General features: G+C 62.1%; 24 protein-coding genes, 1 tRNA gene and 1 other RNA gene. 20 read left to right on the top strand and 6 right to left on the bottom strand.

The genetic code is table 11. The features are described 5' to 3' along the window. Window positions 1-111: 111 nt before the first annotated feature. Complete coding sequence (locus tag AB5Y50_RS04275) at window positions 112-2,052, bottom strand: bifunctional diguanylate cyclase/phosphodiesterase (RefSeq protein WP_029314665.1); 1,941 nt, start codon at window positions 2,050-2,052, stop codon at window positions 112-114. Between the two features lie 148 nt (window positions 2,053-2,200). On the opposite strand from AB5Y50_RS04275, the gene AB5Y50_RS04270 reads away from it, so the two are divergent. The 4 genes from AB5Y50_RS04270 to AB5Y50_RS04255 all read left to right on the top strand — a co-directional run bounded on the left by AB5Y50_RS04270 (window position 2,201) and on the right by AB5Y50_RS04255 (window position 5,484). Then, complete coding sequence (locus tag AB5Y50_RS04270) at window positions 2,201-2,923, top strand: DUF2982 domain-containing protein (protein ID WP_275058586.1); 723 nt, start codon at window positions 2,201-2,203, stop codon at window positions 2,921-2,923. Window positions 2,924-3,006: 83 nt separating this feature from the next. Further along, window positions 3,007-3,951 (top strand): LysR family transcriptional regulator, encoded by a 945-nt coding sequence (locus tag AB5Y50_RS04265; protein WP_010675012.1) that lies wholly within the window; start codon window positions 3,007-3,009, stop codon window positions 3,949-3,951. Window positions 3,952-3,997: 46 nt separating this feature from the next. Further along, entirely contained in the window at window positions 3,998-5,020 is a 1,023-nt protein-coding gene (locus tag AB5Y50_RS04260) for a response regulator (RefSeq protein WP_029314668.1), read from the top strand. 32 nt (window positions 5,021-5,052) lie between these two features. Then, window positions 5,053-5,484 carry a PAS domain-containing protein gene (locus tag AB5Y50_RS04255; RefSeq protein ID WP_010675014.1) on the top strand — a complete coding sequence of 144 codons (432 nt, stop codon included), beginning with the start codon at window positions 5,053-5,055 and terminating at the stop codon, window positions 5,482-5,484. Window positions 5,485-5,547: 63 nt separating this feature from the next. Here the strand turns inward: AB5Y50_RS04255 and ltaE are convergent, their stop codons facing one another. The 3 genes from ltaE to AB5Y50_RS04240 form a co-directional block, all read right to left on the bottom strand. Then, window positions 5,548-6,564 (bottom strand): low-specificity L-threonine aldolase, encoded by a 1,017-nt coding sequence (gene ltaE / locus AB5Y50_RS04250; RefSeq protein WP_010675015.1) that lies wholly within the window; start codon window positions 6,562-6,564, stop codon window positions 5,548-5,550. Window positions 6,565-6,650: 86 nt separating this feature from the next. Further along, window positions 6,651-7,358, bottom strand: a complete 708-nt coding sequence (locus AB5Y50_RS04245; RefSeq protein WP_010675016.1) for a short-chain dehydrogenase — start codon at window positions 7,356-7,358, stop codon at window positions 6,651-6,653. A gap of 75 nt (window positions 7,359-7,433) precedes the next feature. Further along, a complete protein-coding gene (locus tag AB5Y50_RS04240; protein WP_010675017.1) occupies window positions 7,434-7,841 on the bottom strand; it encodes a helix-turn-helix transcriptional regulator in 408 nt (135 codons plus the stop codon). A gap of 166 nt (window positions 7,842-8,007) precedes the next feature. Here AB5Y50_RS04240 and AB5Y50_RS04235 point away from each other — a divergent pair, with 166 nt between their 5' ends. Continuing rightward, window positions 8,008-8,907 (top strand): aldo/keto reductase family oxidoreductase, encoded by a 900-nt coding sequence (locus AB5Y50_RS04235; protein WP_010675018.1) that lies wholly within the window; start codon window positions 8,008-8,010, stop codon window positions 8,905-8,907. Window positions 8,908-8,976: 69 nt separating this feature from the next. Here AB5Y50_RS04235 and AB5Y50_RS04230 read toward each other — a convergent pair whose 3' ends face one another. Together AB5Y50_RS04230 and AB5Y50_RS04225 are read right to left on the bottom strand one after the other, a co-directional pair. Then, a complete protein-coding gene (locus AB5Y50_RS04230) occupies window positions 8,977-9,255 on the bottom strand; it encodes an RNA-binding protein (RefSeq protein WP_029314670.1) in 279 nt (92 codons plus the stop codon). A gap of 212 nt (window positions 9,256-9,467) precedes the next feature. Beyond that, on the bottom strand, window positions 9,468-10,010 hold the full coding sequence (locus AB5Y50_RS04225) for a hypothetical protein (protein WP_010675020.1): 543 nt from the start codon (window positions 10,008-10,010) through the stop codon (window positions 9,468-9,470). 174 nt (window positions 10,011-10,184) lie between these two features. Between AB5Y50_RS04225 and mepA the strand changes: the two genes are divergently transcribed. The 15 genes from mepA to nuoH all read left to right on the top strand — a co-directional run bounded on the left by mepA (window position 10,185) and on the right by nuoH (window position 24,668). Beyond that, window positions 10,185-10,928, top strand: coding sequence for a penicillin-insensitive murein endopeptidase (mepA, locus tag AB5Y50_RS04220; RefSeq protein WP_010675021.1), 744 nt, complete (start codon window positions 10,185-10,187; stop codon window positions 10,926-10,928). Window positions 10,929-10,970: 42 nt separating this feature from the next. Further along, the gene (locus AB5Y50_RS04215; RefSeq protein WP_010675022.1) at window positions 10,971-11,576 is read left to right on the top strand and encodes a LemA family protein; all 606 of its coding nucleotides are present in this window, start codon (window positions 10,971-10,973) and stop codon (window positions 11,574-11,576) included. Continuing rightward, a complete protein-coding gene (locus AB5Y50_RS04210) occupies window positions 11,573-12,307 on the top strand; it encodes a YgcG family protein (RefSeq protein WP_043154789.1) in 735 nt (244 codons plus the stop codon). Before AB5Y50_RS04215 ends, AB5Y50_RS04210 begins: the two co-directional genes overlap by 4 nt. A gap of 22 nt (window positions 12,308-12,329) precedes the next feature. Further along, the gene (locus AB5Y50_RS04205) at window positions 12,330-12,947 is read left to right on the top strand and encodes a TPM domain-containing protein (protein ID WP_010675024.1); all 618 of its coding nucleotides are present in this window, start codon (window positions 12,330-12,332) and stop codon (window positions 12,945-12,947) included. A 266-nt stretch (window positions 12,948-13,213) separates the two neighbouring features. Continuing rightward, a tRNA-Ser gene (locus AB5Y50_RS04200) sits at window positions 13,214-13,301 on the top strand. A gap of 55 nt (window positions 13,302-13,356) precedes the next feature. Continuing rightward, window positions 13,357-13,485: non-coding RNA, RtT sRNA (locus tag AB5Y50_RS04195), on the top strand. Window positions 13,486-14,140: 655 nt separating this feature from the next. Further along, a complete protein-coding gene (locus tag AB5Y50_RS04190) occupies window positions 14,141-14,899 on the top strand; it encodes a flagellar motor protein (protein WP_029314677.1) in 759 nt (252 codons plus the stop codon). Next, entirely contained in the window at window positions 14,877-15,752 is an 876-nt protein-coding gene (locus AB5Y50_RS04185) for a flagellar motor protein MotB (RefSeq protein ID WP_010675026.1), read from the top strand. Before AB5Y50_RS04190 ends, AB5Y50_RS04185 begins: the two co-directional genes overlap by 23 nt. A 256-nt stretch (window positions 15,753-16,008) precedes the next feature. After that, window positions 16,009-16,413, top strand: a complete 405-nt coding sequence (locus AB5Y50_RS04180; protein ID WP_010675027.1) for an NADH-quinone oxidoreductase subunit A — start codon at window positions 16,009-16,011, stop codon at window positions 16,411-16,413. A 29-nt stretch (window positions 16,414-16,442) separates the two neighbouring features. Beyond that, the gene (locus AB5Y50_RS04175; RefSeq protein WP_010675028.1) at window positions 16,443-17,117 is read left to right on the top strand and encodes an NADH-quinone oxidoreductase subunit B family protein; all 675 of its coding nucleotides are present in this window, start codon (window positions 16,443-16,445) and stop codon (window positions 17,115-17,117) included. Between the two features lie 38 nt (window positions 17,118-17,155). Then, entirely contained in the window at window positions 17,156-18,925 is a 1,770-nt protein-coding gene (gene nuoC, locus AB5Y50_RS04170; RefSeq protein WP_010675029.1) for an NADH-quinone oxidoreductase subunit C/D, read from the top strand. A 72-nt stretch (window positions 18,926-18,997) separates the two neighbouring features. Continuing rightward, complete coding sequence (gene nuoE / locus AB5Y50_RS04165; protein WP_010675030.1) at window positions 18,998-19,537, top strand: NADH-quinone oxidoreductase subunit NuoE; 540 nt, start codon at window positions 18,998-19,000, stop codon at window positions 19,535-19,537. After that, window positions 19,534-20,919: an NADH-quinone oxidoreductase subunit NuoF gene (gene nuoF / locus AB5Y50_RS04160; RefSeq protein WP_010675031.1), complete on the top strand. Its 1,386-nt coding sequence runs from the start codon at window positions 19,534-19,536 to the stop codon at window positions 20,917-20,919. The genes nuoE and nuoF overlap by 4 nt, the downstream gene beginning before the upstream one ends. A gap of 57 nt (window positions 20,920-20,976) precedes the next feature. Next, window positions 20,977-23,706: an NADH-quinone oxidoreductase subunit NuoG gene (gene nuoG, locus AB5Y50_RS04155; RefSeq protein ID WP_010675032.1), complete on the top strand. Its 2,730-nt coding sequence runs from the start codon at window positions 20,977-20,979 to the stop codon at window positions 23,704-23,706. Then, entirely contained in the window at window positions 23,703-24,668 is a 966-nt protein-coding gene (gene nuoH / locus AB5Y50_RS04150) for an NADH-quinone oxidoreductase subunit NuoH (RefSeq protein ID WP_010675033.1), read from the top strand. Before nuoG ends, nuoH begins: the two co-directional genes overlap by 4 nt. Window positions 24,669-24,709: the final 41 nt, after the last annotated feature.

The following is a 24,709-nucleotide window of genomic DNA, read 5'->3' as shown; positions in this document are numbered from 1 at the left end:
GATAACGTCTAATGGATCCCATGATATGAGACAAAAATTCGATTAATTATGTTTAATTTGGCATCTCGCACTTCATAAATGGGAGATGCCGCACATTTATCGACAACTTGCTCAATGGTTTGCGAGGGGGTAGCGACCCAGTCGGCACTGTACAGCAAACCCCGCCGCCGCCACCTCTTCCGGGGTCATGGGACGGCTGAACAGGAACCCCTGGAAGACATGGCAACCCTGGGTCTGCAGGGCCGCGAGCTCGTGCTCCTCCTCCACCCCTTCCGCCAGGATCCCGAGCCCCAGACTGGTGGCCATGGCCACCGTCGCCCGGATCACCGGCAGGTTGAGTCCCACCACGAAGGAGCGGTCCAGCTTGATGGTGTCGATGGGCAACCGGTTGAGGTAGGCCAGGGAGGAGTAGCCCGTCCCGAAGTCGTCGATGGCGATCTTGATCCCCTGCTCGCTCAGGGCGTCGAGGATCTCGATGCACCCCTTCATGTCGAGCATCAGCACCGTCTCGGTCAGCTCCAGGGTCAGCAGCGCCGCCTCCACCGAGAATACCTCGAGCAGTTGGGCCACCAGCTCCGGCAAACTGGCAGAGAGCTGGAAGCCCGAGAGATTGACTGACACCGGCACCCTCACCCCGTCCTGTCGCTGCCACTCCCCCATCTGGGCCAATGCGGTGGAAAGCACCCAGCTTCCGATTTCCCGGATGAGCCCCATCTCTTCGGCCAGCGGAATGAACTCCGCCGGCGACACATGGCCGAGCACGGGATTGTACCAGCGTACCAGGGCCTCGAAACCGATGACCCGACCTTGCGCCACATCCACCTGGGGCTGATAGCGCAGGCTGAGCTCTCCCCGACCGACGGCCTTGGCCAGGAACTGCTTCAGGGTCAGCTTGCGATGCAGGCTCTGCTGCATGCTGGGGGTGAAGCGTTGCCAGCGAAGCCGCCCCATCTGCTTGGCCTGATACATGGCCATGTCGGCACGGGTGATGAGGTTGTCGCCATCATCGGCGTCGTCCGGGTAGATGGCGATGCCGATGCTGCCGCCGATGGTGACCTCGGGGACACCGCTCAGCTGCAGTGGCTTGCTCATCTGGGAGAGCATGAGATCCGCCACCTCCTGGGCCCGATCGCTCGCCTGGTTGAGGGGCACCAGGGCGGTGAACTCGTCCCCGCCAAGGCGCGCCAGCTCCACGTCCCGCGGGCAGATCTGCTTGAGCCGTCCGGCGACCCGCTCCAGCAGGCGATCCCCTGCCTTGTGGCCGTAGTTGTCATTGACCAGCTTGAAGTTGTCCAGATCCATGAACACCAGGGCAAAGCGCCCCCCGAGGCCGCAATAGGCTTCCAGGGATTTCATCAGGCCGTAGCGGTTGAGCAGCCCGGTGAGGGAGTCGTGCCAGGCCAGGTGGCGATGCTCCAGCTCTTCGAGCTTGCGATCCGTGATGTCCCGCATGGTCAGCAGGATCCGTGCCCCCTGCTGGATATGGCGAAACTGGTACTGGAACCAGCGCATCCCCTTCTGGGTGCGGCACTCCCCTTCGGCCACTACTTCGTCCAGACGGGAGAGGCGACGATAGAAGGCCTCGTCCGCACCGGAGAAGATCTGGGGCAGCGTCAGAATGCCGGTGCCAAAGCACATGTCGAAGTGATGGTTGCCGCTCTCGAGGCGCCCCTCGTTGTCAAAGAGACAGGCCAGGGTGTCGCCGGTGGCGAGGGAGGACTCCTGATAGAGGGTGTCGGCATCGATGACCGCTTCCGCCATCATCATCTGCCTTCCGGCAAGCTGGATCCCGGAAAGACGCAGATAGACCTGCTTCTTGACCCCCTTGGGCGAGAGGGTCCACCACTCGTTGTAACTGCGCTCCTGCTGGAAATCACCGAGATAGCGCTGCAGCAGCAGATCGATGGCGGCGGCCATGTCGGCGGAGAAATCCCGGGACTTCAGCTCGGCCAGGGAGCTCGCCTCCCAGAGCCCGAGGGCAGCATCGTTGGCCCAGTAAATATGATGACGCTGGATGTCATAGACCCAGACAGGCGTGTGGAGGACATCCATCACGGTGAGCAGGCGTTCGTCTAGCGTATTCATGTTGAGTGATGATTCATGCTGAAAGCTCATGGTCGAACCAGTCGCTTGCGCCCCCTGACAGGAGTATTCACGCTGGTACAAAATCCGTTCCGGCCCATAATCGGATAACAAACGGATGAAAAAAGGCCGAAATCATATGAAAACGCTACATGTGATCCCCATGGTACGAAGAAATGGACTCACACTGGTATTGTTGGGCATGGTGATAACCATTGCTATGATTTTTATACTTTTTTTTCTTCGTGAACAACTACTAATCCCCGCCATTTCCCTCCTCTTGGCGGGCCTGATGACAATTCTTGTCGGGGTTTGGAAACTGGGTGAGCCTCATTTTAGTCTCTCTTTGTGTCAGGACTGCCTGCAATACCATCACAAGTACGGCGGCTGGATCCTGAAATGGAGAAATATTCAGCGAATTGACCAACCACGTATCCATTTGGGGTGGGATCTGGTGGAGCTGCCCTACATCGGCTTGAAAATAAAGGATTACGACGCTTTTTTGACGCTGATCACACCCCGGCTCGCCGTCCGTCTGCTGACCGAGCAGCGCGCCGTGCTGATGCAGGCCATGCGAAGCGAGCGCTCCGACTGCCCGACCGGAGGGTGCGGCAGTGGGCTCCTGGGAGAGGGACTGCTGGAGGAGAGCCGCTTCTGCTCACCCTCCGGCCAGCGCTATGAGGGGGTGATCGCCATGCTCGGCAACCGGATGGCACGGCTGCGTGATCTGTTGGGGTACGATCTGCTGGTGCCCGACAACAGCCTGGACAGATCCCCGGAAGATTTCGTCCATCTGCTCCAGCAATACCAGCGCGAGTCGAATCTAATCCAGATCAATTAAACGCCGGATTGCGCTTGCCAAGCCCGGTGACTCTTCATAAGGTCACTGGCTTGTTACAGCCAGAACACCCCCTAAAACCGCTTATGAAGTACATCGAAGAGTTCTATCTGTTCGTCAAGGTGGTGCAAGAGGGCGGTTTCTCCCACGCCGCCGCTGCGCTGGGCATGCCGACCGGCACCATCAGTCGACGTATCTCCCAACTGGAAGAGCAGCTCGGATGCAGCCTGCTGCACAGATCCACCCGCAAGCTGCGTCTCACGGACGAAGGGCTGCGCTATTACGAGCGCCTCTGTACCCCCCTTGCGGAAATAGAGCAGGCCACCGGCGAAATTCGGGGTGAGGAGACGGACATCAGCGGCCTCATCCGCCTCGCGGCCCCCATCGCCCTCTCCAACACCATCCTGGTCGACATGCTGGTGGACTTCGGCCTGCGCTATCCCGGGGTACAATTCGACATCCGCCAGTCCAACGACCATGCCCTCCAGGCGGATCAGGACAGGGACCTGGTCTTTTTCAACGGCGAGCTCCCCCAGACCCTGCCCAACGCCCTCTGTCTGGGTCACATCCAGTACGGTCTGTTCGCCTCCCCCCTCTATCTGGAGAAGATGGGTGTGCCCTCCCACCCGACCCAGCTGGAAGAGCACGATCTCATCTACTGCTGGCCCCACCAGCACTGGCAACTGAGCGGGCGGGACAAACAGGCGATCTGCATCAAGCGCACTCCCCGCCTTTGCATCGACCAGACCCAGGCCGCCGTACGGGCAGCCCAGCGCCACCTCGGCATCGTCAACGCCCCGCAGCACTATGTGCACCCCTTCCTGCAAGATGGTCAGCTCGTCCCCGTCCTGCCTGACTGGCAGTCAGGAAAACGTCCCTTCTACATGCTCCATTGTCAGCCCCGGTTCACCCCGTTGCGTGTTAAGATGTTCGCCGATTTCGTCGAGAAGCACTCCGAGCGCTATCGTACCCGCCAGCAGAACGATCAATTTTCACCGGCGCAGCCGCTGCACGTTGCATCTGACGGCTGATGACCCACACTTAGCGCAATCCTCGTTGCACAGGTCGGCTAACACTATGAATGTATTGATATGTGATGACTCCGGGTTCGCGCGCAAACAGCTGGTGCGCGCCCTGCCCGCCGATTGGGGTGTCACCTTGCACCAGGCCGCGGACGGACTGGAAGGGGTCGAGCAGATCCTGATGGGGCACGGGGACCTGATCTTTCTCGATCTCACCATGCCGGAGATGGACGGTTATGGCGTGCTCGAGACCCTCAAGCGAGAGGGGGTGCGCAGCAAGGTGATCGTGGTCTCCGGCGACATCCAGCCGGAAGCCCATGAGCGTGTCATGGCTCTTGGCGCCCTCGATTTCATCAAGAAGCCGGCTTCCCCGGACACCCTCCTTGCCTTGCTCAAGCGCCACGGTCTGTGGCAATCAGCCACCCAGGTGACGGCCATCCAGCACCAGCCCGTCGCCAGCCACCAGGCTGCCCAGAGCAGCATCCAGTTCACCCCCGAGCTGCGGGATGTCTATCAGGAGCTGGCCAACGTCGCCATGGGCCAGGGGGCGGATCTTCTGGCCCGCCTGCTCGGCGCCTTCGTGCTGCTCCCCATCCCCAACGTCAACGTGCTGGAGGTCTCCGAGCTGCACATGGCGCTCTCGGCCGCCGCCGAGTCGGAGACGCTCTCTGCGGTCTGCCAGGGCTTCATCGGGGCCGGGATCGCCGGGGAGGCCCTGCTGCTGTTCCACGATGCCAGCTTCCAGGACCTGGCCCGCCTGATGAACCATCAGGGGGAGCTGGATCACGGCGCCGAGCTGGAACTGCTGATGGACACCGCCAACGTGCTGATTGGCGCCTTCCTGCGCGGCTACGCCAACCAGCTCGACACCCCTTTTAGCCAGGGTCACCCCGTGGTGCTTGGCCAGCACAGGCCCATTCAGGATCTCATTCGGACCAACCAGAGCCGCTGGCGCCGCACTCTGGCCATCGAGATCAACTATCGGGTGCAGGGCTATGCGGTGCAGTGCGATCTCTTGCTGCTGTTTACCGAAGATTCCATCGCCACCATGAACAACAAGATCATGCACATGCTCTGACCGCCCCGCGGCAGCAACCACCAGGAGTGACCATGGACATTCGGGAGTTTCATTGGCTGATGAACATCGTCCAGAATCTGGACGTGGGGCTGGTCGTGCTCGACAGGGAGTACCGGATCCAGGTGTGGAACGGCTTCATGGAGAGTCACAGCGGCCGGCTGGCAGGCGAAGTGCGCGATCAGGGGCTGTTCTCGCTCTTCCCCGATGTGGACAAGACCTGGTTCGAGCGCAAGGCCAACATGGTGTTCAAGCTCAACAACCGTGCCTTCAGCACCTGGGAGCAGCGCCCCTACCTGTTGCGCTTCTCCAACTACCGCCCCATCACGGGATCGGCCCCCTACATGTACCAGAACCTGACCCTGGTGCCGCTGGCCGACTTCGCCGGAGAGGTCACCCACCTGGCCATCATGATCTATGACGCCACCGACGAGGCCATGCTGATCACCGGCCAGCGCCAGGGATGACCGACCCGGCCATGACAACAAGGGCGCCCGATGGCGCCCTTGTTGTTGCGATAGGAAATGGCGTCAGCCACTCAGGTACTCGGTGAAGGCGTCGATCACCTCGTCGATGTCATCGTCGGTGATTTGCAGGTGGGTCACCAACCTGAGCTCCCCGTAGCCGGAGAAGAGAATACCGCGCTCCTTCATGAAACCCAGCAAGGTGGCGGGATCCTCCTGAGTCAGGCGCAGGAATACCATGTTGGTCTGCACCTCACCCATGTTGAGTGTGATGCCTGGCAACACGGCCAGCCCCTCTGCCAGACGCCTGGCGCGGCGATGATCATCCGCCAGCCGGGCAACGTGCTGATCCAGCGCGAACAGGGCGGCCTGGGCCAGGATCCCTCCCTGGCGCATGCCGCCCCCCAGCATCTTGCGCAGCCGTCTGGCGCGGGCGATGAACGCAGCCGATCCCACCAGCAGGGAACCCACCGGTGCTCCCAGTCCCTTGGAGAGGCAGACAGAGATGCTGTCAAAAGGCGCCGCGATGGCGGCCACCGGTTCCCCGCTCGCCACCACCGCATTGAAGAGGCGAGCCCCGTCCAGGTGCAGCTTCAACCCCTTCTCGTCGACGAATTCGCGCATGGCGCGCAGGTAGGTCAATGGCAGCACCTTGCCGTTATGGGTATTTTCCAGGCAGACGAGGCGCGTCTGGACGAAATGGGGATCATCGGGAGCGATGGCCCCCCGCACATCCTCGATGGCCAGGGTGCCGTCCGCCTGCATGGGGACGGATTGCAGGGCCACCGAGCCCAGCACGGCAGAGCCCTGGGCCTCGTAGCGATAGATGTGGGAAGCCGCCCCCAGCACGGCTCCTTCCCCACGCTGGCAGTGACTCATCATGGCCAGCAGGTTGGACATGGTGCCGGAGGGCACGAACAGGGCCGCCTCCTTGCCAAGCAGTTTGGCGCCGCGGCGCTCCAGCGCATTGATGCTGGGATCTTCCCCATAGACATCGTCTCCCACCTCGGCATGCAGCATGCTCTGGCGCATGGCTTCCGTGGGTTGGGTCACGGTATCACTTCGTAAATCGATATAGCGCATGTCATCCTCCTGATGCAGGACGATGACATTAACCAGCCGACACCCGGCTGGCAAGAAACGGCAAGCGGGAATGTGAGCCCGGCGGCTCACCAGGGCAGCCACTGACCCTGCAGATCCACGAAACGGCCCGAGTGCGCCGGCGTCAGTGTGGCCATCAGATCCAGCAGGCGGACGGCGACCTCGGCGGGGTCCTGCAGCAAGGTGGGATCCATCTCCTGAAGAAAAGGTTGCTGCATGGGGGTATTCATGAGGCCGGGATGCACGGTGATGACACCGGCGCCGGGAAAACGTCCAGCCCACTCACCCGCCAGGATCCGGGAGCCCATGTTGAGGGCGGCCTTGCTCATGCGGTAGCTGTAATGGCACATGGCCTCCTGGCCCCCCTCCTCCAGGCTTCCCGCCCGATCCGAGAGGGTGCAGAGCCAGAGCGTGCTCTGGGGCATCATGCGCCGGCTGAGGTTGGCACCAAGGGCCAGGTGGGGCCAGGCATTGGCCAGCAGACTCTCTTCGAGCCATTGGGGGGTCACCTCCTCCACCCGCCGCTCCGGCATGTGGGCAAGATCATGGAGCAGGCCTATGGTGTTGATCACCACTGTCGGCAGGGTGGTGCTGTCATAGAGGGTGAAGAGGGCTTCAAAGGAGAGCGAGTCCACCTCCTGCAGCGGAAAGTAGCAGGCGGGATCCAGTCCCCTGGGCAGTTGCCTGCCCGCCAGCAACCACTCTTCTCCCCGTCTGGCCAGCGCCCGTGCCAGCGCACTGCCCAACCCGCCACTGCCCAGGATCAGATAGCTCATCTGCGTGTCCTTGGATTTGATCACTGCTTAGAGGGTATCAGAAGAATGGCGGACTGCCGGGAGCCCCCGTCAGGCTCAGGCCTCGGCCAGATGGCGCCCAAACTCCCGCGCCCGGGCCAGGTCCAGAAAACCGTCCGCCTGCTTGTGGCTGCGCAGGAACTGGTAATAGGCGAGCAGGGTCACCAGTTGCTCCTCATCCGGCATGGGTTTTCCCGGACGGGTCTCCTGCACCAGCGACCCCGCCGCCGCCAGCGCGTCCCTGTCCACCACCTCGGCCTGACGATAGAGATACCCGCAACCGGTGGCGAGCCACTCCAGCGAGCAGTTGGCCGCCATGGCAATCTGGTTCGCCTTGCCAAGGCCGGGCTCGGCCCCTTTCAGATACTTGCGGATCAGGGCTTCACTCAACCCCACCTTGCGGGCAAAGGCGCTCACGCTCCCCTCCCCAATAAGGCTTTGCAGCCTGGCGGCAAATCCTTCCATCACCCCTTCTCCTCTCACTGACACCGGGATCTTGACCCGTCGGAGTCAGAACCATAGTTCGAATTCGCGAAGGGGGCATTATTGCCTTGTCCGCCGGAAGAGACCAAGATGCTGGCACATGATTTTGCCCCTTTCTTTTCGCATTTTTATCTCCAGAGGAGTCACCATGTCCGTATCCCGTCTGGCCCTGCATGAGCAAGGCCCCACCTTCTCCCGCCTCATCATGGGCTACTGGCGCCTGATGGAGTGGCAGCTCTCCCCCGCCGCCCTGCTGGACCTGATGAAATATCACCTTGATCTCGGGGTCACCACCATCGATCACGCCGACATCTACGGTGGCTACCAATGCGAGGAGGCCTTCGGCCATGCCCTGCGCCTGGAGCCCTCCCTGCGCGATCGCATGGAGATCGTCAGCAAGTGCGGCATCGCCCTCACCGCCAATCCGGCCCACGCCCTGAATCACTACAACACCGGCAAGGGACACATCGTCGCCAGTGCCGAAGCCTCCTTGCAAAAGCTCGGCACCGATCATCTGGATCTGTTGCTGATCCATCGCCCCGACCCCCTGATGAACGCCGACGAGGTGGCCGACGCCTTCATCACCCTCAAGCAGGCAGGCAAGATCAAGCACGCCGGGGTCTCCAACTTCACGCCCCACCAGTTCGCCCTGCTGCAATCCCGCCTGCCCTTCCCCCTGGTCACCAACCAGCTGGAGATCTCCCCGCTCCATCAGGAGGGGACGCTGGATGGTGCCCTGGATCAATGCCAGCAACAGCGCATCAAGCCCATGGCCTGGTCCTGCCTTGGCGGCGGGCGGCTGTTCCATGCCCCCGAATATGCCCCGCTGCGGGCGGAACTCGAGCAGATCCGCCAGGAGGTGGGCGCCGACTGTCTGGAGCAGGTGGTCTACGCCTGGGTGATGATGCTACCGAGTCAGCCGCTGCCCCTCATCGGCTCCGGCAAACGGGAGCGGATCGCCGCCGCCGTGGCAGCCGAGTCCATTGAGCTCACTCGCCAGCAGTGGTTCCGCATCCGCAAGGCCGCTCTGGGTTATGACGTTCCCTGAGTCTGCACCAGACCCTGAAAACAAAAACGGCATGGAGGATTCCATGCCGTTTTCCGTTATCGAGACGATTCAACGATGGCGCTGGGGGCGACCACGGGGTGCATCCGTCTTCGGTTTGGCCTGATTGACCGTGATGGTGCGGCCGCCGACCTCGGTGCCGTGCAACTCGGCGATGGCCTTCTCGGCCTCACCATTGACCGGCATTTCAATGAAACCAAACCCCTTGGACTGACCGGTATCGCGGTCGATGATGATATCGACCTTGTCTACCTGCCCAAATTGGCTGAACACGGTTGTCAGTTCGTCGGCCGTCATCCGGTACGACAGATTACCTACGTAAATCTTCATGCCATCCACTCTCGATTCAAGGTGCCTTATCTATGCATCCACCGACCTGGGAGTAAGGGCACAACCCCCCTGCCGGACCAGCCACGGCATCATGCCATGGCACTTCCAGCTTCGTATCCCAAGTCCTTGATCTCTTGGGTTATCAGAGCAGGAAAGATCAAATCGAATCAGAGGCAGTATCTGAGCATTGGGATGAATTGTCGAGAAAATAGTCAGATCGGGTGCAGCTCGGCCAGCAATGTGCCGAGGGCACGACGCCCATGCCAGGCACGTTTGAACCCGAATCGATAGACCCCGGGGGCCACTTCGTGAGTCCCTTCCCGGGACAACCCGAGCAGGCTGGTGGCCGTCGCCAGGGTCACCTCATCCAGCCCGAGATCCAGGCTGAAATCGAGCCACTGGCCATCGTGTCCCACCTTGCGATCCCGCTCCATGCCCACCAGCACGGCCCTGGGCAGCGCCAAGGCCCGGTCTTCGCCGCCATTGAGCAGATAGAGATGGCGTTCATCCCAGGCAAGCTCCGCCAGACGCCAGCGCTGCCAGTTGCGCGGCAACACCATCATCACCAGCACGATACCGCCAAAGACCACCCCGACCCAGGGCAGCAGGCCCATGTCGGGATATCCCAGCCAGAGGGCGGCCACCACAGTGGCGAGACTCGCCAGCAACAGGCAGATCATCACCCCGTAAAACCGCCGGGCCGGGGGCATCAGCCAGCTCACGTTCTCTTGCGCTGCCAGCTCACTGACTCTCATCTTCTCTTCTCCTTCTGTGATGCGAACGGCCTTGCCGTCGCTGCGTTGCCGCGCATTGTGCGCGAGCGACGCGCCGCGATGCAACCGCCACCGCGACACGGATGACGGCCAGCCGCCACTCTTGGTATGCTTGGGGCTGTCTGAGCCCGCACTGGGCGCCATCCCGGGAGTCCCATGTTCGCCATCGCCCTGCTCTTGTCCGCGAGCACACTCTATGCCGAGGCCATCGGCGGCTACTCCGCCGGCTGCCTGAAAAATGCCGTGGCCCTGCCCCTCGAAGGCCCAGGTTATCAGGTGATCCGCACCAAACGGCTTCGCTATTACGGTCACCCCGACCTCATCCATTACCTGCAGCATCTGGCCAACCAGACCAGACTGGCCGGCATGCCGGATCTCTATATCGCCGACCTCGCCATGATGCACGGGGGGCCCTTTACCTCAGGTCATCGCAGCCACCAGACCGGCCTGGATGCCGACATCTGGTTCAGGATGGCTGACAGACCCATCAGCCGCTGGGAGCAGGATGCCCCCAGGGAGTGGGCGCTGATCGACGAACCCAGCTACCGGATGCTACCCGGCCGATTCGGTCCCAGGCAGCTCAATCTGCTGCGCCTTGCGGCTGATCGCCCCGAGGTGGCGCGTATCTTCGTCAACCCCGTCATCAAGGCCGAGGTGTGCAAACAGGCACCCGGTGAAGCCTGGGTCGGCAAGCTGCGCCCCTGGGTCGGCCACTTCAGCCACTTTCACGTGCGCCTGCGCTGCCCGGCAAACAGTCCGGACTGCCAGTCCCAGGCTCCCATTCCCCCCGGCAATGGCTGTGGGGAGGAGCTGGCCTCCTGGCTCAAGGACAAACCCCAGTTGCCCAAGGTGTCGATGAGCTACCGCGCCCCCCTCTTACCCAGGCGTTGTGAGGGCTGACCACAAGCTGTTATGGTGAACCTATTTCCGAGAGAAATATCAATGGAGAACAACAAGATGGCCACTTCACTCTGGCAGCGTGGTACCCGTGCCCTGCTGACCCTGACCCTGCTGCTGGGTTTGACCGGCTGCGGCATGAACACCATTCCGACCCTGGATGAGCAGGTCAAGGCGAGCTGGGGACAGGTCGAGAACCAATACCAGCGCAGGGCCGATCTCATTCCCAACCTGGTGGCCACCGTCAAGGGGTACGCCAGCCACGAGCAGGAGACCCTCAAGGCTGTCACCGATGCCCGTGCCCGAGTCGGCAGCGTGCAGGTGAGTGACCCCTCCCAGCTCAAGGCGTTCGAGGCGGCTCAGGAGCAGCTCTCCAGCGCCCTCTCCCGGCTGATGGTAGTGGTCGAGCGCTACCCGGATCTGAAGGCCGACCAGCAGTTCCTGACCCTGCAGGCCCAGCTGGAAGGCACCGAGAATCGCATCGCGGTGGCCAGACGGGATTACATCGAAGCAGTACGCCAGTTCAATACCGAGATCCGTACCTTCCCCGGGGTCATCTGGTCCAAGCTGCTTTACTCCGATCTGGAAGCCAAACCCACCTTCAGCGCCAAGCCCGGTGCCGATGAGGCGCCCAAGGTCAGCTTCCAATGAACGTGATGAGACGCTGGCTGGCGCTCTGTCTGCTGCTCTGTGCCACGGCACTGCATGCCGCCCCCGATTTCCCGGCCCTGACCGGGCGGGTGGTGGACGAGGCCAATCTGATGTCCCGCAAGCAGGCCCACCAACTCGCACAGCAACTGGCCGTCTTCGAGAAGCGCAGCGGCGTCCAGCTGGTGGTGGTCTCCATCGACACACTGGCGGGGGATACCATCGAAGAGTACGGCTACCAGCTCGGTCGCCACTGGGGCATCGGCCAAAAAGGCAAGAACAACGGCGTTCTGCTGATCATCGCCCAGGACGAGCGCAAGGTGCGCATCGAGGTGGGTTATGGCCTGGAAGGTGCCCTGCCCGACGCCATCGCCGCCAATATCATCCAGACCCGGATCCTGCCCGCCTTCAAGCGCGGTGACATGGTGGCCGGCATCCTCGCCGGCAGCCAGGGCATCATGCAGGCCCTGGCCGGGGAGTATCAGCCCGTGGACCACGCCAGCAAGGCCGACAAGCAGGGAGGTCCCTGGCTCTTCATCCTGGTGGTGATTGCGATGATCGTGCTGCACAACCTGCGCAGCGGCGGCGGTGGGCCGGGAGGACGTCGCCGGGCCGCCTACATGGCCGGTGGATTCGGTGCCGGCTCCTTTGGCGGCCGCACTGGCGGTGGTGGTGGCGGTTTCAGTGGTGGCGGCGGCAGCTTTGGCGGCGGCGGTGCATCTGGCGGTTGGTAATCAGGGAAAAAGAGACAACAAGATGATTTCTAAACAGTTTTTCCACACCTTGCAGGCCAGGGTTCGACAGGCCGAGCAGGCCACGGATGCCGAACTGGTCACCGTGCTGGCCCCGGCCAGCGATGGCTATCGCTATATCCCGACCCTGTGGGCCGCCCTGCTGGCCATGCTCACCCCCCTGCTGGTCTTCCAGCTCGGCTTCTGGCTTGGCTGGTACGAGATCCTGCTGGTGCAGTGGTCGGTCTGGTTGCTACTGAGCCTGCTGTTCCACTGGACGCCCATCAAGATGCGGCTCATTCCCAACAAGGTACGCCGTCACCGGGCCGCCCTGATGGCCCGCCTGCAGTTTGTCGAGCAGGGACTTCACCGCACCCGGGACCGGCTCGGTGTGCTCATCTTCGTCTCGGTGGCGGAGCACTATGTGGAGATCCTGGTAGACGACGGGATCGCCCAGCACATCGACAACACCCAGTGGCAGCAGATCATCGACGACTTCGTGGTTCGGGTACGCAACAAGGAGGTCGAGCAGGGGTTTCTGGAGTGCGTGGAGCGCACCAGCGCCATTCTGACCGACGCCTTCCCCGCAACCCGGGATCAGAACGAGCTGCCTGACAGCCTGATCATTCTCGACAAGCCTTGAACGGGATTAAAAAATCGGCATTCTGTTCAAGGGATAGGCACTCGATAAAGATTATGAAAAATAAGGGGAAAAGTGGTTGACCCAGGCAGCCCTTTCCCCTAAATTACGCCCCGTTCCAGCGCAACGGCGCAGCGGACACCGTGTTGGCTGAACACGTTAAACCACAGACAAAAATTTGGTGCGGTATCCGAGAGGCTGCCCACCGACGAAGTCGGCAAGATGCACGCGCAGCGTGCTCCGAAAGCCACTTCAAGCAGTAAAAATTTGGTGAGGTGTCCGAGTGGCTGAAGGAGCACGCCTGGAAAGTGTGTATACGGCAACGTATCGAGGGTTCGAATCCCTCCCTCACCGCCAAATTGTAAAAACCGACCTAAGGGTCGGTTTTTTGCATCTGGTGACATGGCAACATCCGATGCCGATGGAGAGAAGGTGAGAAGCCTCGTCGGGTTCGAGCAGAGCAGCTTGCTGCGATGAACGACCGCAGGCCGCCCCGAAGGGGTGTGCCACGCAGTGGTGAATCATTCCTCCCTCACCGCCAAATAAAGTAAAAGGCCCCGTCGCAAGACGGGGCCTTTTACTTTATCCGATGATGGGCGGCTCGGTTCGAACCCTGTCGACAGGCGGGCAGGATAGCCCGACTGGACGGCCAGAGGCCGCCCGCAGGTCGAGCGCCAGGGATGGCGCGAGTCAATCCCGACCCAGCGTACAGATTGAAGAACCGACCTCAGGGTCGGTTTTTTCTTCAAGGTGTCTGCCAACCCCCTGGCAGGAGAAACCCGTCATTGGCGGGGCCAGAAAAAACGGCTTGCCGCGATACCTGGCCGAGTGCCGCCCAGCCAATCCCATCCCTTCCGCCTCTCTGCTCTCTGCCGACAGGGGATATGCCCCGAGGGCAGCCAGCCCTCTCTCGTTGGCAGCGCATTACGCCAATATAAGAGAAAGTGGCGATATAAATAACCAACATACTCTCACAGATAGCACAGTATATTGTGATATCACCTGGATAACCGCCTCGTCCTGCCAGGTCGGCACCGTCAACCTGCTCTGCTGACCAAGCGGCACAGGCCGATGCCACCGGACACTACCGGGTCTGCGCAACCTCTCGGATATTGCTCACCGATTGGATATCGTTTTGAAAAACTGATAGTTAAATGGCTACACTAGCCTCACACATCGCATAGGGATATGGACAAATGAGTCTTATTGGCTTGCTGCTGGCCCTGGCAGCCATTCTGGGTGGCAACATGATAGAAGGGGGGCACCCCAGCGCCCTGCTCGATCTGCCCGCCTTTCTCATCGTGATCGGCGGTACCGTCGGTGCCGCACTGACCCAGTTTCCCTTCTCCGTGGTTGGTAAAACCCTCAAACGCTTCAAGTGGCTCATTACTCCCCTGCGCCTCGACATGCTGGAGCAGGCCCAACTGCTTGAAACCCTGGCGGGCAATGCACGGCGCAGCGGCATGCTGGCACTGGAGGGCATGATCGACGACATCAAGGATCCCTTCCTGCAAAAAGGGGTACAGATGATGGTCGATGGCTACGAGAAGACCAAAATCCACGAGGTACTGGAAAACGAGATCGAGTTCGAGCAGGAAGATATCGAACAGACCGTCAAATTCTACGAGGCCATGGGGGGCTACTGCCCGACCATGGGGATCGTCGGGGCCGTATTTGGCCTCATTCACGCCATGGGCCTGCTGGATGCCCCCGACAAGCTGGGGGGCGCCATCGCGGTGGCATTTATCGCCACCATCTACGGGGTGTCGGCCGCCAACCTCATCTTCCTTCCCTTCGGCAACCGCTACAAGTCGTTTGCCCACCAGATCCGCCACTACAAAGAGATGACCCTCACCGGCATCCTCTGTATCGTGGACGGCGAGTCACAGCAACGGCTGCAAGTGACCCTTGAGCCTTACCTCGGAGGCCACGGTGGCGAAAAAGAAAAAGGCTGAGGCGCCGGAGAACCACGAACGCTGGCTGGTCTCCTACGCCGACTTCATGACACTGCTGTTCGCCCTGTTCGTGGTGCTCTACTCCTTCGCCATGGCCAAGCAGTCGGAGACTCGCGTGCTCATTCAGGGCTTTATCGAATCTCTTGGCAAGATAGGGCTGGTCTCCCTTCCCGCCGGCTCCCCCGTGATGCAGGGGGGCACAGGCATACTGGAACCCGAGTCCAAGACCACCCCCAATACCTCCCAGAAAGAGCAGGTGCTGGATACCCAGACGCCCGCAGCGGCGGCCGACCCTTTCAACGAGACCATCGGCTCCTCGGAGAAACCTACGGCCACGGAGTCCTGGCCCCACAAGACCAAGGAGCAGGATTGGGTCACAGTCACCAAGCAGAAGCTGGATCAGCAGCTCAAGAGCCAAATCGAGTCCAAAGAGATCGAGGTGGAGCAGCTTGGCAGCCAACTGGTCATCCGCATCGGCGAAAAGACCTTGTTTCCGGCCGACTCCGCCTTCTTGCAGCCCCAGTTCATTCCGCTGGTCAACAAGGTCTCGGACGTGCTGGCGGACATCCCCGGCATGGTGGTGGTCACCGGTCACACCGACAACTCCCAGGCGCCGGTGGAGCTCTATCGCAACAACTGGGAGCTGTCGGTGCTGCGGGCGGCCACCATCACCCACACCCTGCTGACCAACCCCAAGCTGGATTCACGACGGCTGATCGCCCAGGGGGTGGCGGATACCCAACCCCGTTATCCAAACGATACCCCGGCTCACCGCCAGGCCAACCGCCGGGTGGAGATCGTGCTCTCCCAGGGCAAGGCGGCAGAGCAGAGCCTCCCCGTTCTCCAACCCTGAAACAGACCCCGCCATGCGGGGTCTTTTGTTTCCTGCCATCCCCCGGATTTTCAAACTATCCGGTTTTTTTCTGCTACATAAAAACGATTGAAAACAATTCTCAAACGAGAAAGTTGACCCCGCTAGCAAAACACAATTTTCATCCCGTTGATTAATAATTAATCCTTTGAAATGACATGTAAATCAGTACGAAAGTGGCATACTACGTAACATCATTGTTAAGTCACATGATTAATTTGGTTAGGGAAAAACCTATATGTTTGCTGATATTGCCGTCCAGCACTGGGCTTTTGCTGCCTATGTCATTGGCGCCATCTGTATCTGCTTGACCATGATAGGCCTGGCGGCCTTGCTGGGGGGACGCGCCTATGGCCGTGCCAAGAACAAACCCTTCGAATCCGGGGTGGATTCCGTCGGCAACGCCCGCCTGCGCTTCTCCGCCAAGTTCTACCTGGTCGCCATGTTCTTCGTCATCTTCGATGTCGAAGCCCTCTATCTCTTTGCCTGGTCCGTCTCCGTTCGGGAGAGCGGCTGGGTCGGCTTCATCGAAGCCACCATCTTCATCACCCTGCTGCTGGTAGGCCTCCTCTACCTGTGGCGCATTGGTGCCCTCGACTGGGCCCCGAAAAAGCGTGTCCTGACTGACAAGAAACCAGACTGAACTACCGATTATCTCTTTGAGGTTGCACCATGAAGTACACCCTGACCCGGATTGACCCGGATGCGCCCGTTGAGCGCTACCCCCAGGAACAGCGCCAGACCGTCGATGATCCACTGGCGCAGCAAGCGACCCGCGGCATCATGATCGGGCGCCTCGAAGAGGTGCTGCAAGACACCGTCAACTGGGGCCGCAAGAACTCCCTCTGGCCCTACAACTTCGGCATCTCCTGCTGCTACGTGGAGATGTGTACCGCCTTCACCTCTCCCCACGACGTGGCTCGCTTCGGCGCTGAGGTCATACGAGCCTCCCCCCGTCAGGCCGACTTCATGGTGATTGCTGGCACCCCCTTCATCAAGATGGCCCCTGTCATCCAGCGGCTCTATGAGCAGTTGCTCGAGCCCAAGTGGGTCATCTCCATGGGGGCCTGTGCCAACTCCGGCGGCATGTATGACATCTACTCCGTGGTACAGGGGGTGGACAAGTTCCTGCCGGTCGATGTCTACATTCCGGGCTGCCCGCCCCGCCCCGAGGCCTTCCTGCAAGCCCTGATGCTGCTGCAGGAGTCCATCGGCAAGGAACGCCGCCCCCTCTCCTGGGTGGTGGGGGATCAGGGGATCTACCGTCCCCAGATGCAATCCGAGAAGGAACGCAAGCGCGGCGAGCGGATCAACGTGACCAACCTGCGCACGCCGGATGAGATCTGATCATGAAACTGACTCGAGAATTCCCAAGCAATTACACCATGGCCCAGTGGCAAACCGCCGATCACTCCGATGCCCAGGTGGTCGGCGAGCTGTTCGCCCACTTCGGTGCCGAGCGCTTCACCGTGCAGAGCACCCGTACCGGCGTGCCGGTCATCTGGCTCTCCCGGGATCTGCTGCTGGACGTGATGGGCTTCTTGCAAAAGCTGCCCTCCCCCTTCGTGATGCTGTTCGATCTCAGCGCCACCGACGAACGGATGCGCAGCCATCGCCACGGCCTGCCGGAGAGCGACTTTACCGTCTTCTATCACCTCATCTCCATCGACCGTAACGCCGACGTGATGCTGAAAGTGGCGCTCAAGGAGAGCGATCTCCATCTGCCCACCGTCAGCCGCCACTTCCCCAACGCCAACTGGTACGAGCGGGAAGTGTGGGATCTGATGGGGATCACCTTCGATGGCCACCCCCATCTGACCCGCATCATGATGCCCAAGAGCTGGCAAGGGCACCCCCTGCGCAAGGACTACCCGGCGCGCGCCACCGAGTTTGATCCCTTCATGCTCGATGCGGTCAAGCAGGATCAGGAGCAGGACAACCTGCTGTTCAAGCCGGAAGAGTGGGGCATGGCCCGCGGCAACGAGAACGAGGACTACATGTTCCTGAACCTCGGGCCGAACCACCCCTCCGCCCACGGCGCCTTCCGCCTGGTGCTGCAACTCGACGGGGAAGAGATCCGCGACTGCGTGCCCGACATCGGCTATCACCACCGCGGCGCCGAGAAGATGGGCGAGCGCCAGTCCTGGCACAGCTACATCCCCTACACCGACCGGGTCGAATACCTGGGCGGCGTGATGAACAACCTGCCCTATGTGCTGGCGGTCGAGAAGCTGGCCGGCATCAAAGTGCCGGCGCGGGTCGACATGATCCGGGTGATGATGGCGGAGCTGTTCCGCATCCAGAGCCACCTGCTGTTCCTTGGCACCTACATTCAGGACGTGGGGGCCATGACCCCGGTCTTCTTCACCTTCACGGACCGCCAGAAGATCTACACCATCATCGAGGCCATCACCGGAGCCCGCATGCACCCGGCCTGGTTCCGTATCGGCGGCGTGGCCCACGATCTGCCTGCCGGCTGGGCCCGCCTCATCCAGGACAACCTGTTGAGCTGGCTGCCCAAGCGGTTGATGGAGTATGAAAAGGCGGCCATGCGCAACAGCATACTGCGGGGCCGCACCATCGGTGTCGCCGCCTACAACACGGCCCAGGCCCTGGCCTGGGGCACCACGGGGGGCGGTCTGCGGGCCACGGGGCTCAACTTTGACGTGCGCAAATGGCGCCCCTATTCCGGTTACGATCAGTTCGAGTTCGAGGTGCCGGTGGGCAGCAACGGGGACGCCTACGACCGCGCCACCGTGCGCATCGAGGAGATCCGCCAGAGCCTGTCCATTATCGAGCAGTGCATGAAAAACATGCCTGAGGGCCCCTTCAAGGCGGATCACCCGCTCACCACGCCACCGCCCAAAGAGCGCACCCTGCAGGACATCGAAACCCTGATCACCCACTTCCTGCAAGTCTCCTGGGGGCCTGTCATGCCGGCCGCCGAGTCCTTCCAGATGATAGAGGCGACCAAGGGGGTCAATAGCTATTACCTGACCAGCGACGGATCCACCATGAGCTACCGGACCCGGATCCGCACCCCGAGCTTTGCTCACCTGCAGCAGATCCCCTCGGTGATCCGCGGCCAGATGGTGTCGGATCTTATCGTCTACCTGGGCAGTATCGATTTCGTTATGTCAGATGTGGATCGTTGAGTCCTCTCGCCCCGGCAGCCGGGGCGAAGGGCAAGACGCGCAGTAAAGGGACAAGCCACAAAAGGTCAAGTCATGAGCCAATGTCAGTGTCACAATAACCAGACCCCACAAGGGCAAGGGGCATGCAGCAGCCAGCAGGGAGATTTCGTCCTGAGCCAGGCTGAGCGCGATGCCATCGAACACGAGAAACACCACTACGAAGATCCCCGTGCCGCCAGCATCGAAGCGCTCAAGATAGTGCAACAGGCCCGTGGCTGGGTACCTGACGGCGCCATTCACGCCATCGGCGCCGAGCTCGGCATCCCCGCCAGCGACGTGGAAGGGGTCGCCACCTTCTACAGCCAGATCTTCCGCCAGCCGGTGGGTCGTCACATCATCCGCGTCTGCGACAGCATGGTCTGCTACATCAACGGCCACGAGCAGTTGCTTGCCGGTCTGAAAGAGGTCGTCAATCTGGCCCCCGGTCAGACCTCCCCGGATGGCCGCTTCACCCTGTTGCCCGTCTGCTGCCTCGGCAACTGCGACAAGGGGCCGGCCATCATGATCGATGACGATACCTATGGCGGACTCGATGCCGTCAGCCTGCTGAAAACCCTGGAGGCTTACCCATGAGCATTCAGCCAGGCAAGACGCTTGCCTCCCTCGGCACCGCCAACCGCATCCCCCGCACCGCCGAGACCCACCCTCTCACCTGGCGCCTGCGGGACGACGGCCAGCCGGTCTGGCTCGAGGAGTATCAGGCAAAACAGGGCTATGAGGCCGCCCGCAAGGCCCTTGGCCAGATGAGCCCGGATGACATCGTCAGCACCGTCAAGGATGCCGGCCTCAAGGGACGCGGCGGCGCCGGTTTCTCCACCGGCGTGAAGTGGGGCCTGATGCCCAAAGACGAGAGCATGAACATCCGTTACCTGCTCTGCAACGCCGACGAGATGGAACCCAATACCTACAAAGACCGCATGCTGATGGAGCAGCTGCCCCACCTGCTGATCGAGGGGATGATCATCAGTGCCCGGGCTCTCAAGGCCTATCGCGGCTACATCTTCCTGCGCGGCGAGTACGTGGATGCCGCCATCCACCTGCGCCGCGCCGTGGAAGAGGCCAAGGCCGCGGGGTTCCTTGGCAAGAACATCCTGGGCTCGGGCTTTGACTTCGAGCTGTTCGTCCACACCGGCGCAGGTCGCTACATCTGCGGCGAAGAGACGGCCCTCATCAACTCCCTGGAAGGACGGCGCGCCAACCCGCGGGCCAAACCCCCCTTCCCCGCCGTCTCCGGCGTCTGGGGCAAGCCGACCTGCGTCAACAACGTCGAAACCCTGTGCAACGTCCCCGCCATCATCGGCAACGGTGTGGCCTGGTATCAGGGGCTGGCACTGCCGGGTTCGGAAGATCACGGCACCAAGCTGATGGGCTTTTCCGGCAAGGTCAACAATCCCGGCCTGTGGGAGCTGCCCTTTGGCATCACCGCCCGCGAGCTGTTCGAGGAGTGCGCAGGCGGCATGAAGCCCGGCTATCGCCTGAAAACCTGGCAACCAGGCGGTGCCGGCACCGGCTTCCTGCTGCCCGAGCACCTGGATGCCCAGATGTACGCTGGCGGCATCGGCAAGGTGGGCACCCGCATGGGTACGGGCCTTGCCATGGCGGTGGATGACAGCATCAACATGGTTTCCCTGCTGCGCAACATGGAGGAGTTCTTTGCCCGCGAATCCTGCGGCTGGTGCACCCCCTGCCGCGACGGCCTGCCCTGGAGCGTCAAGATCCTGCGGGCGCTGGAGCGGGGCGAGGGCCAACCCGAGGATCTCGCGACCCTGGAACAGCTCGTCAGTTTCCTGGGCCCGGGCAAGACCTTCTGTGCCCATGCCCCCGGCGCCGTCGAGCCCCTTGGCAGTGCGATGAAGTATTTCCGGTCCGAGTTCGAGGCCGGGGTCAAGGCCCCCCATGACAATCACAAGCTGTTCAAGGGTATCCAGCCCAACCTGCTGGGCGAGCGCTGGTAAGCGCCAGGACGCATCGGGCAATAGCCGATTTCATAAAACAGGTTTCAGGGAAGTTGTATGGCAACCATTCATGTAGACGGTAAAGAGTACGAGGTAGACGGGGCAGACAACCTGCTGCAAGCCTGTCTGTCGCTGGGTCTGGACGTCCCCTATTTTTGCTGGCACCCGGCGCTCGGTAGCGTCGGTGCCTGCCGCCAGTGCGCGGTCAAACAGTATCAGAATGCCGACGACAAGCGCGGCCGCCTGGTCATGTCCTGCATGACCCCTTCCACCGATGGCACCTATATCTCCATCGAGGATCAAGAGGCGAAGGAGTTTCGCAAGACAGTGGTGGAGTGGCAGATGACCAACCACCCCCACGACTGCCCGGTGTGCGAAGAGGGTGGCGCCTGCCACCTGCAGGACATGACGGTGATGACGGGCCACAACAGCCGCCGCTACCGTTTCACCAAGCGCACCCACCAGAATCAGGATCTGGGCCCCTTCATCAACCACGAGATGAACCGCTGCATCGCCTGCTACCGCTGCGTGCGTTATTACAAGGATTACGCAGGTGGCGAGGATCTCGGGGTCTATGGCGCCCATGACAACGTCTACTTCGGCCGGGTCGAAGATGGCACTCTGGAGAGCGAATTCTCCGGCAACCTGGTGGAGGTCTGTCCCACCGGCGTCTTCACCGACAAGACCCACTCCGAGCGTTACAACCGCAAGTGGGACATGCAGTTCGCCCCCAGCATCTGCCAGGGGTGCTCGGTCGGCTGCAACATCAGCCCGGGTGAGCGCTACGGCGAGCTGCGCCGCATCGAGAACCGTTTCCACGGTGCCCTGAACCACTATTTCCTCTGCGATCGCGGCCGCTTCGGCTACGGCCACGTCAATCTGACCGACCGCCCGCGCCAGCCCCTGCTGCAGGATGGCAGTGACAAGCTGGCCATCACGGTGGATGGCGCCCTGAACCGGGCCGCGGATGCGCTGCGCACCGCCAGCGGCGTCATCGGCATCGGCTCACCCCGCGCCTCCTTGGAGAGCAACTTCGCCCTGCGCGAACTGGTGGGGGCCGCCAACTTCTACTCCGGGGTCGAGCAGAGCGAATGGAAATGCCTGCAGAAGATGCTGGACATTCTGGAGCACGGCGGCGTGCGCACTCCCAGCCTGCGCGACATGGAAGAAGCCGACGCCGTGCTGGTGCTCGGGGAAGATGTCACCCAGACCGCCGCCCGCATCGCCCTGGCCCTGCGCCAGGCAGTGAAAGGCAAGGGGCGCGAAATTGCCCGCAAGCTGAAGGTGGACTTGTGGCAGGTCGCCGCGGTGCAGACGCTCGCTCAGAATGAACGCTACCCGCTGCTCATCACCAGCCTGGATCAGACCCGTCTCGACGACGTGGCCGCCGATACCCTGCATGCCCCCCACGCGGATCAGGCGCGCCTCGGGTTTGCCATCGCCCACCTGCTGGACGCCAGTGCACCGGCGCCAACGGATCTCTCCCCCGAACAGCAGGCCCTCGCCGCCCAATGGGCCGACCTGCTTGGCAACGCCAAAAAGCCCCTCATCATCGCAGGCAATGGTGCCCGCAACGAGGCTCTGATCGATGCGGCCAGCAACATCGCCCGCGCCCTCAAGGGCCGTGGCCAGGCCGCGGAGCTTGCCCTCGTGGCTCAGGAAGCCAACAGCCTGGGGCTGGCCATGCTGGCCCGGCATGCCGCCCCGCTGGAGGCAGCCCTCGAACGCATGGAAGGGGAAGAGAGGCTTGCCCTGGTCGTTCTTGAGAACGACCTCTACCGCCGAGCCCCCCGCAGCCGGGTGGACGCCGCCCTGGATCGCCTGCAACACCTGCTGGTCATCGACCATCAGGAGACGGCCACCGCGAAGAAGGCGGATCTGGTGCTGCCTGCCGCCAGTTTTGCAGAAGGCGATGGCACCCTGGTCAACATGGAAGGCCGTGCCCAGCGCTTCTTCCAGGTCTATGCTCCCGCCTTCTACAACGCCGATATCCAGGTGCGCGAGAGCTGGCGCTGGCTGGATGCCTTGCAAGGGAGCCAGCAACCGCGTTCGGTTCGCTGGAACACCTTCGACGATGTGAGTCGCGATTGCGCCGCCAGCGCCCCGCTGCTCACCACCATGGGTGAAGCTGCACCCAACGCCGGCCTGCGCATTCGCGGCATGAAGCTCGCCCGGGAGCCGCACCGCTACAGTGGTCGCACCTCCATGCTGGCGAACCAGAACGTGAGCGAGCCCAGAGTCGCCCAGGATCCCGATTCGCCGTTCGCCTTCTCCATGGAAGGCTACGCCGGTGCCCGCCAGCCCCTCTCCCAGGTACCGTTTGCCTGGGCACCGGGCTGGAACTCCCCCTCCGCCTGGAACAAGTTCCAGGACGAGGTGGGCGGCAACCTGCGTGCCGGGGATCCCGGTCGCCGCCTGCTGGAGCCGGGCGAAGGCAACCTGGGCTGGTTTGGCGCCATCCCGGCCCCCTTCCTGCCCGCCGCATCCCTGCAGGTGGTGAGCTATGACCAGCTGTTCGGTGGCGAGGAGCTCTCCGCCAGAAGCCCGGTCATCCAGGCTCGCATGGGGGAACCCACCCTGGTACTGAACCCGGCGGATGCCGCGCGCCTGGCACTGTCCCCTGACGCACTGGTGGCCTTCTCCTGGGGTGGCAACCACTGGCGCCTGCGTCTGCGCCTGAGCGATGCGCTGGCTCCGGGCCTAGCAGGGTTGCCACTCGGGGTGAACGGCCTGCCAACCGCCCTGCACCACGCCCTGATCGATAACCTGCAGGAGGTCATCGCATGAGCGACTCTCTGATGGATCTGCTGATCGAGGTCGGCAAGGCCCTGGTCGTACTCGTGGGGATCGTGGGGGCTGGCGCCTTCATGAGCTTCATCGAGCGCCGCCTGCTGGCACTGTGGCAGGACCGTTACGGCCCCAACCGGGTTGGCCCCTTCGGCCTGCTGCAACTGGCGGCCGACATGGTCAAGATGTTCTTCAAGGAGGACTGGATCCCGCCCTTTGCGGATCGCCGGATCTTCGTGCTGGCCCCCATCATCGCCTTCACCGCCTTCATCCTGGCGTTTGCGGTGGTGCCCATCACCCCCACCTGGGGCGTGGCGGATCTCAACGTGGGGCTGCTCTATATCCTGGCCATCGCCGGGCTGGCGGTCTATGCCGTGCTCTTCGCAGGCTGGTCGAGCAACAACAAGTACTCCCTGCTCGGCAGCCTGCGCGCCTCGGCCCAGACCCTCTCCTACGAGGTGTTCCTTGGCCTCTCGCTCATGGGCATCGTCATCCAGACTGGCAGCTTCAACCTGCGTGACATCGTCGAGGCCCAGGCCGGCATGTGGAACGTGATCCCCCAGATCCTGGGCTTCGTCACCTTCCTGTTTGCCGGGGTCGCCGTCACCCACCGCCACCCGTTTGACCAGCCGGAGGCCGAGCAGGAGCTCGCCGACGGCTATCACATCGAGTACGCGGGTATGAAGTGGGGTCTCTTCTTCGTGGGGGAGTACATCGGCATCGTGCTGATCTCTTCCCTCATCGTGACCCTCTTCTTCGGTGGCTGGCACGGCCCCTGGCTGCCGCCCTTCATCTGGTTCGCCCTGAAGACCGCCTGTTTCATGGTGTTCTTCATCCTGCTGCGGGCCTCCCTGCCCCGCCCGCGCTTCGACCAGGTGATGTCCTTTGGCTGGAAAGTGTGCCTGCCCCTGACCCTGCTCAACATGCTGGTCACCGCTGCCGTGGTGCTGATGAATGCGTGAGCAAAACGAGATGGACATGACGATGATTCGGCCGTCTGCGG

Source organism: Aeromonas sp. s6 (genome assembly GCF_040907815.1).
Classification (GTDB): Bacteria; Pseudomonadota; Gammaproteobacteria; order Enterobacterales; family Aeromonadaceae; genus Aeromonas; species Aeromonas caviae.
This window is presented reverse-complemented; position numbering and strand designations above follow the sequence as displayed.